The following is a 16346-nucleotide window of genomic DNA, read 5'->3' as shown; positions in this document are numbered from 1 at the left end:
TACAAATTTTGGCCTACTTTATACAAAAAAGATACTACAAAACCCTTGCTTCATTAAGAACAGGAAATTATAAATGTGAACCTGAATTATTATTAATTCATCAATTATTGAATGAAGATTCAGTATTTGTAGATATAGGAACTAACAAGGGTATTTATTTATATCAAGCCGAAAAGAAAATTAAATCTGGAAAAATTTTTGGTTTTGAACCCAATGAATCTTTAGTAAACTATATACAACCATTATTCCCAAAAATCAAGTTGTTCTCCTTAGCTGTTTCTTCAATTACAGGCACTTCAGTATTACACATTCCTAAAAAAGGAAACGGATTACAAGATACTCGTGCTTCGTTAGAAGATATGGGAGATAACGTAGAAAAAATAGAAATTAAAACGATTACATTAGATGATTGGGTAATTCAAAATAATATTGAAAAATTAGATCTTGTAAAAATTGATGTTGAAGGACATGAATTTGATACTATTAAGGGAAGTAAAAAAGTGTTAGAAATATTAAAACCTACATTTATTATTGAAATTGAATTACGCCACGCGCATTACCCTATCAATGAAATTTTTAATTTTATCAAAAGTTTTAATTACGAGGTTTTTTATTTTGACAGAAAATCATTGAGTTTAAAACCATTTCAAGTTTCTAAAATGGAAGTTTTTCAAAAGGATGATTATTTGAATGATTTTAATAAATACATTAATAATTTTATTTTCATTCCAAAATAATTATAAAGCTTTTATATCAATACTCAAATTTTTATCTTCCCAGAAGATTTTTATTAAACAATATTATTAATACATATACTGCCTTGTTTTCAAAATAATTTAACAGCTCTCTACCTCTTTAGTAAACATGATAAAAGAAGTTAAAATCCTGAATTCAGACCATAAGTTACAATTATTAAACTTATGGAATACAGAATATCCTGTCTCTTTACATTACAAGAATCATGAAGCTTTTGAAGATTACCTAAGTAAAATAAAAAATCAAAGACATTTTTTATATATTACTGATACAGGAAAAATAACAGGCTGGGCATATAGCTTTAACAGAGAGGAAGAACGCTGGTTTGCAATTATACTAAGCCATACTATTCAAGGTAAAGGGATAGGAAAAATGATGATCAAAAAAATACAAACATCTGAAAATAAACTTTTTGGATGGGTAATAGACCATAATAATTCAAAAAAATCCAATGGAGAAGTATACATTTCTCCTTTAATATTTTACAAAAAATGTGGATTTGATGTTCTAATAAATGAAAGACTTGAAACAGAAATACTTTCAGCTGTAAAAATCTATTGGAATAAAGAGTTAATAACCCTAAAAAGTAAATAAATAAATTATCTGAAATGAGTGTAATAGCCCGTCAAAGCATTAAATATAGTATAGTAGGATACTTTAGTACATTAGTAGGTATTTTTTCTACCGTATTTTTATATCCATATAATTTAGATTTTTCAGGAAAATTACAATTTGTATATCAGACTGCCTTATTGATTTTACCAGTAATAGCATTAGGCATTATGCACGCTAACGTGCGTTTCTTTCCTGAGATGTCAGAAAAGAATACTGAACAAGATTTATTTAAGTTTTCTGTTGTATTTATCCTCAGCAACTTTTTACTAGGGTTAATATTATTAGGTTTAGCAAGTCTACTTTTTCCACGTATTAAAATAATGAATTTCTGGGCTTATACGCCTTATATTCTTTCAGTAGCCTTATTACTTTCATTAATTCAATTAACATCAAAATATATTTCAATAAAAAAACGAATTGTCGTTCCTAATATTTTTGAAAATCTATTTCCAAAGTTGGGAATGATAACGGGTTTTATTTTATTGTTTTGGAACCAATTACAAGAAGAACAAGCTTTATGGATTTTTGTTGCTTTTTTTGGAATGGCGTTTTTAGGAATGCTATTTTACCTGAATCGATTAGAAAAATTAACTAAAAAAGTTGATTTTACATTTCTAAAACAAAATAAATTTGGCAAAGATCTTTTCATATATTCATTTTATACCTTTTTAGGAAGTATGGGATCAGTCATTGCATTGAATATTGACACCTATATGATAGGTGAAATGTTGAGTTTTCAAGAGGTTTCTATTTATAATACTTCACTTAACTTAGTCCGAATGATAACTGTTCCTGCATTAGGTGTTTATAGTATCTCAGCTCCTATTATTGCACAATATATTTCCGAAAATAAAATGCAAGATTTAAAAAATTTACATCATAAAACATCTTTATACTTATTCGTAATTGGAGTTCTGTTATTTGGATTAGTTACCGTAGGCATTGAAGATTTATTTACTTTGATGAAAAATGGTGATAAATTAGCTAAAGGATTGCCTGTATTATATATTATGGGATTTGCCTTGCTATTTGATTTAGCAACGGGTTTTAATGGCTATATTATTACTAATTCTAAATATTATAAATTTAATAATACCACTACCGTAGCTTTAGCCCTATTAACGATTTTGACTAACTTCATTTTTTTATTTTGGTTTAAATTAGGAATCATCGGTGTATCTATAGCAACTGCTATTTCATTGACGACCTATAACTTGATTAAAATTTATTTTAATTATAAGAAGTTTGGTATTCATCCGTTTAGCTGGAAATTTTTACACTTATCATTAGTCCTCATTTTTGTAATTATTATTGGTCAATTATTACCTAATACTTCTTATAAATTAATTAATTTATGTTACAAACCGTTTGTAGCATTAAGTATATTTTGTATAATGAATTGGATCTTTAAAATTGTTCCCATAAAAGATATTCTACCCAAATCATTAATGCGATAGAATGATTGATATTATCAATTAAACTACTAGAAAAGACTCCTTATTTCAAAAACAATACACAACTGATTTTCAAACACTTTCTCCACAACAAACATTACAAAGAGCTGTTTTGTTTGTAAATTTGTAGTAACTCAATGTGTAATGTTATGAAAATAAAAGTTACTGCCATTCAATTAGCTGAAATCATTAATATCAAAAATTTCAGAAATGAGTTAGAAGGAGGTAATTATACTTTTTCTGGCTCAGAGTTCTTTAAACAAATCGAACAACATAAGTTTATTTATCTATTAGATTATGGTGTAGTTGTTTTTGCTAATTTTAATACTGAAGAGGAAGCAGAATGGCTGGAAAGAATAAGAAAACACCAAGAGTCTCCCATAGCTATGCTTTTAAAAGAAAAATATTATGTTAATATAAAAGAAGAAAACACATACTTTGAGGTTAAAAATAATGAAGTAATTTTAACTGAATTAGACAGCTCAGCTATACGAATCATCATGTTGAATGTGGCGCAATCAGTTGCACTCGAATATTATGAAATTATTACAGGCAAATTAGTCTCTTCTACCAAAGAGTTCATCCTTCAATTAGAGAATACTGGAAAAATAAATATTTCTAAAAAAAATCTTTTAAGATATATTGGTCAAGTATTAAATGTAAAAAATAGCATCGTTGATAATTTATACATATTAGATGATCCTAACTCCGTTTGGGAAAATGAAAGATTAGATGCTCTAAATAAAAAAATGAAATTTAATTTTGAGATTCTACCTCGTTTTAAAGATGTTGACTACCGATTATCGATAGTAGAAAACAATTTAAAAATTTTCACAGAAGTTCTTAATGTAAAAGAAAGCTCACGTTTAGAATGGATCATTATCTTATTAATAACTTTTGAAATAATAATGTCATTTATTAGATAATAACGTCTTTAAACTAATTTAATTTTTAGAACTGTAGCCATATTAACTGCCATTTTCTTCATTTGTTCTGCAACCTTTCCTTCAAAATAAGGATCAATGCTATCGTATAAATAATCTAACCAAATATCATAATGTTCTTTTAGGAACGGTAATTTATCATGAACGTCTTTGTGTATTTGAAACATATTATTCACATATCCTCCTTTTAAAAACAAGGCTTGTTCCCAAAAAGTACACAAAATATCCAAATGTTGATCTAAATGTTGAGCAACATGGGTCACTTTATTAAAGAAGAAATTAATTTTATCATCTGCTAAAAGTTTATCATAAAATTCCTTCATTATAAACAATAAGTCCTCTCTTGTTTCAATATCTCTCATAATATGACCAATATAAGAAATTAAATTAATAAAATTATTGATTTTTATCATCTAAAGAGTCTTTCTATTAATCAGAAAACAAAGCATCCATTTTTATTTCCTACCTTTGCAAAAAAAGTACATTATGTCGCACAAAGCAGGATATGTTAATATCATAGGAAATCCTAATGTTGGTAAATCAACTCTAATGAATGCCTTTGTAGGTGAACGATTATCTATCATTACGAGTAAAGCACAAACAACTCGTCATCGAATTTTAGGTATTGTAAACGGTGATGATTTTCAAATATTATTTTCTGACACCCCTGGTATTATTAAACCTGCATATGAGCTACAAAGTTCTATGATGGATTTTGTTAAATCAGCATTTGAAGATGCAGATGTACTAATTTACATGGTTGAAATAGGTGAAAAAGATTTAAAAGATGAAGCTTTTTTTAATAAAATTATTCACTCTAAAATTCCTGTTCTTTTATTATTAAATAAAATAGACAAATCAAATCAGGAGCAACTAGAAGAACAAGTAAGTTTATGGAAAGAAAAAGTGCCTAATGCTGAAATTTTCCCTATTTCTGCTTTAGAAAATTTTAATGTACAAGCAGTTTTTGATAGAATTATAGAATTACTACCTATATCAGAACCTTATTATCCTAAAGATGCTTTAACAGACAAACCTGAACGTTTTTTTGTAAATGAAGCGATTCGTGAAAAAATATTATTAAACTATGACAAAGAAATTCCTTATGCTTGCGAAGTAGAAACAGAAGAATTTAAGGAAGATGACGACATTATTAGAATCCGTTCTTTAATAATGGTAGAACGTGATACTCAGAAAGGTATTATCATAGGACACAAAGGAGCTGCTATTAAAAAAGTAGGGATTCAAGCTCGTGAAGAATTAGAAAAATTCTTTGGCAAACAAATTCACATTGAATTATATGTAAAAGTCAACAAAGATTGGCGCTCAAACGAAAGACAATTAAGACGTTTTGGATATAACCAGAAATAAGTAATAGGTATAAAAAATAATTTAGAGTTGGATTTATTTATATAAAAAATAACACTCCTTTTATCATTTAAAGGAGTGCTATTTTTTTAAACAATTAAGATTAGGCTTCTTCAATAATTTTTAAAAATTCTTGTTCTAATTCGTTCATTTGTCCATATCCGTTTTCACGTGTTTGACGGCCGAGAATGTATAATAATATCCAGCTAAAAACCATTAACCCCATTACAATAAAATCAGATATAAGACTTTTTTTGAGCATATAATCAGAAATAGCAAACATCATAAAAACGGTAAAAATACCTGCCACCATGAAATGCATAAAAATAAAAAATGTCCACATAGTTTGAGCAGGTCCAAACAGCCCTCTAATATGAGTAGCTTGTCCTCTACTCCCTTCTTTTTCTTCTAACTCTATGGTTAAATAAGGAGACCAGTAACGTTGTTTGACACCTCCTATAGTAAATTGTATATGATTTCTTCTTATTTTCATTATGTAATCAGAAGAAATTTGACTTTTGTAATCTATAAATTTTTGTCTAACGGCATCAACCGTTTCGTCAATATCTTTATAAAATCGTAGTCGTAAATTAATAGTGTTTTTAGTTTCCATTTAATTTGATTATGCAATTAGAGCGTAACCAAGGTAAGGAAATTATTAAAAACTTATAAAATATTCATTCTCTTTTTGAAAAATCATTGGTTTAATAGCATATATCTTTTCAATAATTTCAGGCTTAAATATTTCTTTTTTAGTTCCTGTATATTTAAGATACCCTTTATTAATGACATAAATTTGATCTGCAAATTTAGCTGTAAGATTTAAATCATGTAAAACACCAATAATAAGTAATTTTTTTTGTTTGCTTAACTCTTTTATCTTATACATAAAATCATATTGATAATGAATATCTAAAAAAGTCAAGGGTTCATCCATAATAAGAATTCGATCTTCTTCTTCTTCCCATATCTGTGCCATTACACGGGCAAAATGAACACGTTGTTTTTCACCTCCGCTTAGGGTCATAAAATTACGTTCAACCAAGTTTTCAATTTCAAAAAACGCTACTACTTTATTTACTATTTCACGGTCTTTTGGAGTAGGAATAGAATCAAAATGAGGATAACGCCCCATCATCACTATTTCTTGTACATTAATAGGAAAATGAACTTCTATATTTTGAGAAAGCACAGCCCTTCTTTTAGCTAACTGATCCATAGAAAGATTATTAGTATATTCTGAAAAAAAAGTCTTCCTTCAGAAGGTTTTATCTGTCCGCTAATCAATTTGATTAAAGTTGATTTACCTGCACCATTAGGACCTATAATAAGATTAATTTTACCTGGTTCAAAAGTAGTTGAAATATTTTCAAGTATCGTTTTATTACCTATTTTATAACTGATATTTTCAATACGTATCATTGCGTTAAACTTTTAATATTAAAAGAAATAATTACGTTTTCGTAAAAGAAAAATAAAAACAGGTACTCCTACTATAGAAGTAACAATCCCAATAGGAAGTTCTGCCGGACTCAAAATATTTCGCGCAACAAAATCAGCAATACATAAAATAATTCCCCCTAAAAGTGCACTATATGAAATTAAATTTCGATTATCAGAACCTATAAGCATTCTTAATATATGAGGAACAATTAAACCTATAAATCCAATAACTCCAACAAATGAAGTTGCAACAGAAATCATAATAACATTAATCGTTAATACTTTTAATTTTAATTTTCTTAAATCAACTCCTAAATAACCTGCTTCATCTTCCCCTAAAATGAGTGTATTAAGTGGTTTCCCTAATTTAAAAGCAAAATAAATACCTAAAAACCCAATAATACTTACTATTTGGACAGATTTCCAATTAGCTCCTGATAAGGTTCCCAAGTTCCAAAAAGTAATAGAACGAGCTTGTGGATCACGTGCGATATACCCCATAAAACCTACTCCACTCATAAAAAGAGCATTAATAGCAACACCTGTCAGTAATAATAATGTAATTGAATCTTTTCCTTTTTATTGGTATCCAACAATATTAATACAAACATTGTTCCTAGAACACCTCCTAAACAAGCTACTAAAGGTAATGACCATTCCCCTATTGAAATTTCTAGTATATTCCCTAAAACAATAAAAAATGCAGCTCCAAACGCAGCTCCGCTAGAAGTACCTATCATTCCTGGTTCTACAATTGGATTTCTAAACAAAGATTGAAGGAGTACACCTCCAACGGCTAATACAGCCCCTACAACTACACTTAAAATCGTTCTAGGCAAACGGATTTCTAAAAAAATACGTTCATTAAGTGGTAAATTTTGAAAATTATAAAACCAATGAAAAAAAGCACTTTCTATTTCTTCTATAGAAATCGCTACTGCTCCATATCGTAAAGAAGCTAGAGCAGTAACGATTAGTAAACAAATAAATAGTACTAAGAGTAATATGTTTTTATTTTGTTTCACTAACTTATTTTAAATTTTAAAGATGTAAACCTCATAATTTATATTAGAATAGTATAAATTTTAAATTAATTTTTACTCATCTCTATCCATCATACATAAATACTAAAACGCTCTATTGAACTATTCTCCTCTATGAATTAACTCTTGAATTAATAATACATTTTTACCTGTACGAGGTCCCATATATACTAAATCATGCTCTTCAATTCTATAAATTTTTTTATTTTTAAATGCTTTAGTGCTCGCAACACCTGGTAAATCTTTGATCTTATTTAAATCACCGTTTAATTTATCATATCCAAAATCAGTCATTAATATTACGTCAGGATCTGAAGCGGCAACTAATTCTGGTGACAAATGTTTCATTCCTTTTTCATCTTGAATAGATAATACTCCTCCAGCCCATTCTATCATTTTAGCACCTACACTCTTACTCGTCATAACTAAAAAGACATTGGATGCTTGTCCATAATGAATCACTAATACTTTTGGCTTTTTAGCATATTTTTTTGCTGTAGCGAATGCTTTATCCATATCTATTTTTAAATCGTCGCACAATTTTTTAGCTTGTTTTTCTTTATGAAAATACTTTCCCATTTCAGTAATCAAAGAATCAGTACCTTCTAGAGATTTTGCATATTCTCCAAATTGTTTCATTGGAATTTGCAATTTTTTTAGTTGATCTACAACATGTTCTGGACCTATATTATTATCTTCTAGGATTAACGTTGGTTTTTGAGCTAAAATAGCTTCTGCACTTAGCGCACGATGATAGCCTACTGTAGGTAATTTTTTAACCTCTGCTGGATATGTACTGGATAAATCAACGGCGACAATATCCTTTTGAGCACCTAATGCAAAAATAATTTCGGTATATTGTTTTGCAATACATACAATACGTTCAGTTCCTATATTTTGATTATCCTCATTATTAAAGCGTTTACAACTAATAATGAAACTTAGTGTTAGTATAGATAAAATTATTTTTCTCATAAAACGGATTAAAAATTTTAGAGCGGTATTAACACCGCTCTAAATCATATTAAAAAGTATATTTTAAATTTACGCCTCCAAAGAAAGTTGCTTTTAAAGGAGCTGGAATATAAGCATCTGGCATTTGATTAACGAAGACCATCTGATAGTACTGTACATTCGTTATATTATTAACACCTGAAAAAACATCTAAATCTAAGTGGTTAATTACATTTATTTTAACCCCTAATTTAGCATGTAACAAGTTGTATTTATCTGCTGTAGAAACATCTAAATTAGATTTTGTTCTATCTACAGGAACGTATGCAAAATTAGACGCTCCTCTATGATTAAATGTTACGTTTCCGTATATACCTAATTGAGTAACAAAATCTACACCTGCATTAGCAACCCATTTAGGAGTTCCTAAAACGCTTAATCCTGAAAAATCATAAATATTTTGAGCTGTATTAGCTCCCGTAGTTGTTCTACTAAATTTATAATCTTGGTATTTAAAATCAGAATAAGACCCATTTACAAAAGGTGCTAATGATTTTAAGATACTATTTCCTGTTTTTATCATTTCAAATTTTAAGTTACCTTCTACGCCTTTATGCAATTGACTTCCTCCATTAATCATATAAGTGTATAATTTAGTTGTATTACTTGGATCTGTAACAGAAACTGTTGACATCTTATCTTTAAATTCTGTTCTAAAAGCTGCAAACTCAAATCCTAAACGACCATCTAAAAGTTTCCCTTTAGTTCCTACTTCGATTTGTTCTCCAATTTCTGGACGTAAATTAGTATTGGGTTGATTTATTTCAGGAATAAACAAATAACCACTTACAGGTGCTTTATAAGCTTTATTATAAGAAGCATAAAGAGACACAGTTTTATAAAATACTTTATTAATAGCTACTTTTGGAGAATACAGATCATTATAAGATACACTAAAATTTAAAGGTTTTGTATTCTGGGTAATTTGTGGATTCCCTAAAGCATTGTACAAATAAGGAAATCTATCATTTGAATCTATTCCCATATAATTTGAACTAATTCCAGCTGTTACTGAAAAATCATATGGTAAATTCAGCGTCCATTCTGTAAATACAGAATTTGTTTTAGAAAGCACATATAAATTACTTCTTAGAAGCCCTATTGTATTATATCCTTCTGCATTAACAGGATTTCCCATTGGATATGCCATTGTTTGCGCATTTTGCATTTGCATTTCAACACCTGTAATTCCTGATAATTTAAATTCATTTCCTAAATCCCATTTACTATCAAAAGTAGAACGGAAGCCATAATTAATTGGTAATTTATCTGTCCATCCTCCAGCAGAACTTACATTACTACTAATACCTGAACCAAAAATAGAAGTAGAATTACTTAAATTTTTACAAAGTTGATAAAAATGATTTAATCCTGCTCTAAAACTAATTACGTTACTATGAGCATTATTTTTAATATACGCTGGGTTTCCTGAATAATCTAAATTTTGATACTGAGCTATTGTTAACTCTCCATTTCTTTCCTCATAACTATTAGTATAACCAACATATGTATTTATTTTTTGCTTATTATTAAGATTAAAATCAGCAAATACATTTACAAAATCTTTTTTAGAAGCCGTATGATTCATAAATCCATCATATTTTTGATTTCCATAATTAACTAAAAAGATGCTTTTTCGCTACCCACAGCTATTTGTGATGTTAAACGTCTTAAGCCATAACTTCCAAACAGAGTATTCTGGGAGAGGGAGATTTTTCCTGCTTCAGGTTTAATAGTTTTTAAATTTACAGCACCAGCAATAGCTAATCCATATAATGAACCTGCGGGTCCTTTTAAAACCTCAACTTCCCCTATAGAATTAAAATCAATATCATCCATTAAGGTAATTCCTTCCGCATCCGTTACAGGAATATTATTTAAATATACTTTTACACCTTGTGAATCAAAATTACTATTCGTTCCATTCGTTCCTCTTACTCCATTTCCATATCCACGAATATTAAAAGTTTGACCAGCGGATACAGTACGACGTTGCATAAACATTCCTGGAATATTTGTATTTACTGCATCATCAAAAAACAACCCTGTACCGCGTTGGATTTCTTTTGATTCTAATTTAGAAATAGATGCTGCCTGTTTTAATAATGTTTTATCAGATTGTGAAGTAGCTGTAACCTCTACTTCATTTAGTTTGTTTACTTCTGTATTTTTCTTATGTTCTTGAGAAATGGCTTGAATTGAAGAGAGTGCTAATAAAGCGACTCCTACTTTATTGGTGATTTTCATGTATATTTTCTTATTTTAAAAAATTTAATGTGCATTAGAATCAACTAATACTTTTACTTTTAAATAAAAATAAAATAATAATAAATTGAATGAATCCAAAAACAGATTATTCCTTTCTATTATTTTAAATTTTATTGATTAAAATTAAGATTACTTTAATAAAATTGATCAAACAATTTTATTCATTAATATACATTCTGGAGGAGGTGATTCTATTCCTTGTTCATTTTCTAAATAAACTTTCAGATCATTTATGTATAATTTCTGAATATCACAAACTATATTATTTGTTACTAAAAAAAAATCAGCCACAGGATCACAGTATAAAAACTTAATTTTCAAATTATTATTTTTACTCTTAGCTCCTGCACTACTCTTCTCTTTATAATCTTTTGTTTTATTTAGATAGCTTTTTTCAATGCGGTCACTAATTAATTTTAAAACGACAGATTGATGTAAAGTTTTAATTTCAATAATATCATGAAATTCTTTATTTATTATTATTTCATTATCTGAAATTTTTCTTCTAAGAAATTCTTTCAAAGATAGTTTTATGGTAAAACAATCATTTTCAGAATAATTTTCTAATATTTTTGATTTTAAAAAATCCTGTTTGATCTCAAAAAAAGAACTAACTACCCCAGCATGCATGAGTATGATAATTGCGAGCATTAACAGGATAATTTTTCTCATTTAAGTTTTTTTGGGAGAAGCAAATATATAAAAATCAGATTCATGGCAATATAATTTTCTTAAAAAGAATGTGTAACCGATTTGTTTTTTTTACCTTTGCGGACTCAAAAAATGAAAAATGAATAATATCGTAGCCATTGTAGGAAGACCTAATGTAGGGAAATCAACTTTTTTTAACCGATTAATTCAACGTCGTGAAGCTATTGTAGATTCTGTTGCAGGGGTAACGCGTGACCGTATTTATGGAAAAAGTGAATGGAACGGAAAGGAGTTTTCTGTAATCGACACAGGTGGTTATATCAAAGGTTCTGATGATATTTTTGAGGGTGAAATACGCAAACAAGTTGAATTGGCTATAGATGAAGCAGACGCTATTATTTTTGTAGTAGATGTAGAAGAAGGCATCACTCCTATGGATGAAGAAGTAGCTAAATTACTACGAAAAGTAACAAAACCTGTACTTCTAGCTGTAAATAAAGTAGACACAGGTAAGCGCATGGATGATGCTCTTGAGTTTTATAATTTAGGCCTAGGAGATTACTTTACTATTGCTGGTATGAGCGGTAGTGGCACAGGAGAACTATTAGATAAATTAGTAGAGGTACTACCTGAGATGCCAGAAGTAGTCGAAGAAGAAAATCCTTTACCACGTTTTTGCGTAGTAGGTCGTCCTAACGCTGGTAAATCTTCATTTATAAATGCGCTAATTGGAGAAGATCGTTTTGTGGTAACAGATATTGCGGGAACTACGCGTGATGCAATTGACACTAAATACAATCGTTTTGGTTTTGAGTTCAACTTAGTTGACACAGCAGGTATTCGTCGTAAATCAAAAGTTAAAGAAGATTTAGAATTTTACTCTGTAATGCGTTCTGTTCGCGCTATTGAACACAGCGATGTTTGCATCTTAATGATAGATGCTACTAGAGGCTTTGAAGGACAAGATCAAAACATTTTTTGGTTAGCTGAAAAAAATCGTAAAGGAATTGTTATTCTAGTTAACAAATGGGACTTGGTTGAAAAAGATACTATGACCACTAAATTATACGAGGCTAAAATTCGTGAACAAATAGCTCCTTTTACAGATGTGCCTATTATTTTCGTTTCAGCATTAACTAAACAACGTTTATTAAAAGCTTTAGAAGCGGCAGTTCAAGTATACGAAAATAAAAAGCAACGCATTCCTACTTCTAAGTTCAACGAACATATGCTAAATATCATAGAACATATGCCACCACCTGCACTTAAAGGTAAATACATAAAAATTAAATATTGTATGCAGCTTCCTACACAATCTCCACAATTTGTGTTTTTTGCTAACTTACCACAATATGTAAAAGATCCTTATAAACGTTTCCTAGAAAACAAAATCCGAAATAATTGGAATTTCGAAGGAGTTCCCATTGATATATATATAAGAGAAAAATAAAATACTCTCTTATTTCATTTAAAAGCCATTGCCCTAAAACAAGCAATGGCTTTTTTATTTTTTAAAGTTTCCACTTAAATTTTATTCCCATCTACACATACAACGAGTAAAAGACAGGATAGAATAGTATTCTTTATTGTTAAAAAAATATAAATAAAACAAATTAAAGATAAATAAATTGCATTATATATAAATAAAAAACCAAAAAATGAAATTATGAAAAAAACATTAATCTTAATCACCCTCTTATTAAGTATTAGAGGGAGTTTATCAGCCCAAGTTCTAGAATGCGGAACAAAAGAACAAAACGAAATAACGCAAAGAAAAAATCCTGATGCCTTAAGAAAAAAAAACGAGTTTGAAATCTTTACTAAAAACTTTGTAGAAGATTTACATAAAAACAAAAGTACAAACAACAAAGTAAGCACTACTTATATTATTCCTGTTGTTTTTCACGTTTACGGCACAACACAAAGCGGAAAAAGTGTAACCTACGAAAAAATTGTTAACGCATTAAATGCTGTTAATAATGATTTTAACGGACTTAATGATGATTTCAATACTGTTGAAACTTTTTTCCAACCTCGTAGAGCAACACTAAACATTCAATTTAGATTAGCAAAAATCGATCCTAATGGAGGCAATACTACAGGTGTTGTTTTTCATACGGTAAAAAATGGTTATGGAAACGGAGGCGGATATGATGATCAAATTGCAGCTGACGCTTGGGACAATAAAAAATATGTGAATGTTTATATACAAAATGACTTATATAATCAAAACATATACAATAACTCTGGTGTTGCTTGGTATCCAGACATTAATATGACGAACAGCAATACAGCCAGAATTGTTTTTAACGGTGCTTATTTATTAGGAAATACAGACAAAGAGTTCTCTTCTACTCTTACGCATGAATTTGGGCATTTCTTTAACTTAATTCACACATTTGAAAATGGTTGCACAGGAACTGATCAAGTAGACGATACACCTAAAGAAGACGGTCAACACACTTTAAACTGTACGCCTGGTACAAATTGTGATGGAGACAAAGTAAATATAGAAAACTATATGGGCTACAATGGAGCAAGAGGTTGCTATAAAATGTTTACTAGAGGTCAAGTTGATCGAATGACAGCTGCAATGCAACATGAAGCAAGAATTAGTCTTTGGCAAAATTCTAATTTATTAGCAACTGGAGTATATGATAATCAACTAGCTACAATTAATGCTCCTTTAAGCATTTACAAAGAAAATTTAAACAACAATGGTTCTTTCTCGCAAATAAATGACCTAACTCTAACTGGAGGGAAAACTTTTTCTGTATCATCAGGAAAACTAATTGAAGGAACTCATTATACATTAGTAAATTTCCCTCAAGGATTAACCCCTGTTATAACTATAAGTAGTAATACTAAAGCCACGTTAACAATAGAAGGTAATGCACAAAATCATCAAGTTAGCAATAACATCTTAGCAAGTATAAAGTTTCTTCCTGCTGCTTTTACTGGAGGCATTAATAATTTAATATCAGACAAATTAAATATCAAATTAGAGTTTTTAGATCCTTATGGAATATTTCTAGCTAAAGGTGAAGTAGACTGGGTCGTAACACCTAGCCAAACATGGCATTTTTTCAGCACAGAAAAAGGAGATGATAGATCATATGGCTTTTGGTTATATCAAACGGATAAATACAAATTAGAAACATATGGCAAACGTTTAATTTGCAACACAAGCACTAGAAATATTACACGTTTAGCAAAAGGAACAGAAATAAATAGCAGTTCTAACTTTACAGCACCTGGGGCTTATCCAAATCAATTAGACATGATCAATCCTTCTTACAATGATTGGAGAGGACAAACAGGATATATAGGTTATGAATACAAAATTGATGGTAATACTTGTTATGGATATTTTAAAGTAGAACCTGTTAGTGGATCAGAAGGCTATAGAATTACAGAATATGCTTACAATACACAACCTGGAGCACCTATAAAAGCAGGTGAAAAAGATTTGCAGTCTTTATTAACACCTCCTACAAACCTTACCTCTAGTATTAACAAAAATATTATAGTCTTAAACTGGACTGACAAAAACACTACAGAAGATGGATTTTATGTAGAAAAATCTATTAATGGCGGAGCTTATCAGATAATTACAACTTTAGCTCCCAATACTTCTACCTATTCAGATAATTCTATTAATGGTGGTACTACTTATAAATACCGTGTTAATGCGTATAAAGGAACTGAAAAATCAGGTTATTCAAACGAAACTACCATTATAACTCCTAGTGATTATATTGATTATTGTAAAGTCAATTCAAAAAATACTTATGAATATATCAAATCTATTAAATTAGGAACTTTCAGCAATCTTTCTGGAGCTGATATTGAAGGATATGGTAATTACACATCTAAAATCATTAACTTAAAATCTGGAGAACAGGTAAGCGCATTACTTACACCAGGTTTTACAGCTTCTGCTTTAAATGAATCTTGGACAATTTGGATTGATTATAATGACAACAAACTATTTGAAAACTCAGAAATTGTTTTAAAAACAGCACTAACAAACAAAGAGTACGCTGGAACATTTTCTATACCATCTACAACAAAAGGGACTTTCCGTATGCGTATCACAATGCGTTATAATGACACTACTAATACTCCATGCGGTAATATTAACAATGGAGAAATTGAAGATTATACAGTACAAATACAAGAACCTAATACTACATTAGAAACACCTTATGCTTATTTAAATGGTGGAATTTCAAAAACAGGGTTTTATGCTTTATGGGATACGGTAACGAATGCTACTAACTACGAAGTACAATTAAACACTTCTGGATCTTGGTATACAGTAGGTACCTCAACTACATACTACTTATATGTTTCAAAACCAGGATCAAGCACACAATTTCAATTTAGAGTAAAAGCACTTAATTCCACAGCACAAAGCAACTGGAGTAATCCGGTAAACGTAACCTTACCTTTATCAGGTCCTATAAACACAAGTGAATCTAAATTAATTATTTCACCAAATCCTGCAACTGACCAAGTAACATTTACTACAGCTGAAAATCTACTAAACAACAGTCGTATTGAAATTTATAATAACTTAGGTCAATTAGTAAGAGTAACTGAACAAATGGAAAATTATTCCGTACAAAATTTACCTAGAGGTTTATATGAAGTTAAATTAATTTCAAAAGAAGGAGTTCAAGATACTAAACGTATATTCCTAAAATAAGAACGAATTATCTTTTATCAAAACAAGAAACAAGGTCTAGAGTCTAAATCTCAAAACCTTGTTTTTTTTATACAATATA

17 protein-coding genes are annotated in these 16346 nt (G+C 29.3%); 7 read left to right on the top strand and 10 right to left on the bottom strand.

Annotated elements, in window-relative coordinates:
* Positions 1-8 precede the first annotated feature (8 nt).
* The 4 genes from JJC03_RS08490 to JJC03_RS08475 all read left to right on the top strand — a co-directional run bounded on the left by JJC03_RS08490 (position 9) and on the right by JJC03_RS08475 (position 3751).
* Positions 9-737, top strand: a complete 729-nt coding sequence (locus JJC03_RS08490; protein ID WP_258930426.1) for an FkbM family methyltransferase — start codon at positions 9-11, stop codon at positions 735-737.
* Positions 738-864: 127 nt separating this feature from the next.
* Positions 865-1350 (top strand): GNAT family N-acetyltransferase, encoded by a 486-nt coding sequence (locus JJC03_RS08485; RefSeq protein ID WP_088398472.1) that lies wholly within the window; start codon positions 865-867, stop codon positions 1348-1350.
* Between the two features lie 14 nt (positions 1351-1364).
* Positions 1365-2828, top strand: coding sequence for a lipopolysaccharide biosynthesis protein (locus tag JJC03_RS08480; protein WP_103714602.1), 1464 nt, complete (start codon positions 1365-1367; stop codon positions 2826-2828).
* A 146-nt stretch (positions 2829-2974) separates the two neighbouring features.
* The gene (locus JJC03_RS08475) at positions 2975-3751 is read left to right on the top strand and encodes an RMD1 family protein (protein ID WP_088398478.1); all 777 of its coding nucleotides are present in this window, start codon (positions 2975-2977) and stop codon (positions 3749-3751) included.
* 8 nt (positions 3752-3759) lie between these two features.
* Here the strand turns inward: JJC03_RS08475 and JJC03_RS08470 are convergent, their stop codons facing one another.
* Entirely contained in the window at positions 3760-4182 is a 423-nt protein-coding gene (locus JJC03_RS08470) for a group III truncated hemoglobin (protein WP_258930422.1), read from the bottom strand.
* A gap of 73 nt (positions 4183-4255) precedes the next feature.
* Here JJC03_RS08470 and era point away from each other — a divergent pair, with 73 nt between their 5' ends.
* Positions 4256-5140 carry a GTPase Era gene (gene era, locus JJC03_RS08465; RefSeq protein WP_088398474.1) on the top strand — a complete coding sequence of 295 codons (885 nt, stop codon included), beginning with the start codon at positions 4256-4258 and terminating at the stop codon, positions 5138-5140.
* A gap of 100 nt (positions 5141-5240) precedes the next feature.
* Here era and JJC03_RS08460 read toward each other — a convergent pair whose 3' ends face one another.
* From JJC03_RS08460 to JJC03_RS08420, 9 genes are all read right to left on the bottom strand, one after another.
* Positions 5241-5750 (bottom strand): hypothetical protein, encoded by a 510-nt coding sequence (locus tag JJC03_RS08460; protein ID WP_088398475.1) that lies wholly within the window; start codon positions 5748-5750, stop codon positions 5241-5243.
* A gap of 45 nt (positions 5751-5795) precedes the next feature.
* Complete coding sequence (locus JJC03_RS08455) at positions 5796-6356, bottom strand: ABC transporter ATP-binding protein (RefSeq protein ID WP_235873058.1); 561 nt, start codon at positions 6354-6356, stop codon at positions 5796-5798.
* Positions 6344-6559, bottom strand: a complete 216-nt coding sequence (locus JJC03_RS18765; protein WP_235873056.1) for an ATP-binding cassette domain-containing protein — start codon at positions 6557-6559, stop codon at positions 6344-6346. The genes JJC03_RS08455 and JJC03_RS18765 overlap by 13 nt, the downstream gene beginning before the upstream one ends.
* A gap of 18 nt (positions 6560-6577) precedes the next feature.
* On the bottom strand, positions 6578-7099 hold the full coding sequence (locus JJC03_RS08445; RefSeq protein ID WP_258930417.1) for a FecCD family ABC transporter permease: 522 nt from the start codon (positions 7097-7099) through the stop codon (positions 6578-6580).
* A gap of 26 nt (positions 7100-7125) precedes the next feature.
* The gene (locus JJC03_RS08440; RefSeq protein WP_258930415.1) at positions 7126-7605 is read right to left on the bottom strand and encodes an iron chelate uptake ABC transporter family permease subunit; all 480 of its coding nucleotides are present in this window, start codon (positions 7603-7605) and stop codon (positions 7126-7128) included.
* Positions 7606-7725: 120 nt separating this feature from the next.
* Entirely contained in the window at positions 7726-8598 is an 873-nt protein-coding gene (locus JJC03_RS08435) for a heme/hemin ABC transporter substrate-binding protein (protein WP_088444352.1), read from the bottom strand.
* A 49-nt stretch (positions 8599-8647) separates the two neighbouring features.
* On the bottom strand, positions 8648-10225 hold the full coding sequence (locus JJC03_RS08430; RefSeq protein ID WP_235873054.1) for a TonB-dependent receptor: 1578 nt from the start codon (positions 10223-10225) through the stop codon (positions 8648-8650).
* A 32-nt stretch (positions 10226-10257) separates the two neighbouring features.
* On the bottom strand, positions 10258-10884 hold the full coding sequence (locus JJC03_RS08425) for a TonB-dependent receptor plug domain-containing protein (RefSeq protein WP_235874312.1): 627 nt from the start codon (positions 10882-10884) through the stop codon (positions 10258-10260).
* Between the two features lie 168 nt (positions 10885-11052).
* Complete coding sequence (locus JJC03_RS08420; RefSeq protein ID WP_235874311.1) at positions 11053-11556, bottom strand: hypothetical protein; 504 nt, start codon at positions 11554-11556, stop codon at positions 11053-11055.
* 139 nt (positions 11557-11695) lie between these two features.
* On the opposite strand from JJC03_RS08420, the gene der reads away from it, so the two are divergent.
* Positions 11696-13006 carry a ribosome biogenesis GTPase Der gene (der, locus tag JJC03_RS08415; RefSeq protein ID WP_088401041.1) on the top strand — a complete coding sequence of 437 codons (1311 nt, stop codon included), beginning with the start codon at positions 11696-11698 and terminating at the stop codon, positions 13004-13006.
* Between the two features lie 216 nt (positions 13007-13222).
* Entirely contained in the window at positions 13223-16267 is a 3045-nt protein-coding gene (locus JJC03_RS08410) for a M43 family zinc metalloprotease (RefSeq protein WP_235874310.1), read from the top strand.
* Positions 16268-16346: the final 79 nt, after the last annotated feature.

It is taken from the genome of Flavobacterium oreochromis (genome assembly GCF_019565455.1).
Taxonomy (GTDB): domain Bacteria; phylum Bacteroidota; class Bacteroidia; order Flavobacteriales; family Flavobacteriaceae; genus Flavobacterium; species Flavobacterium oreochromis.
Note: the sequence above shows the minus strand (reverse complement) of the source record. Positions and strands in the feature narration are given on the sequence as shown.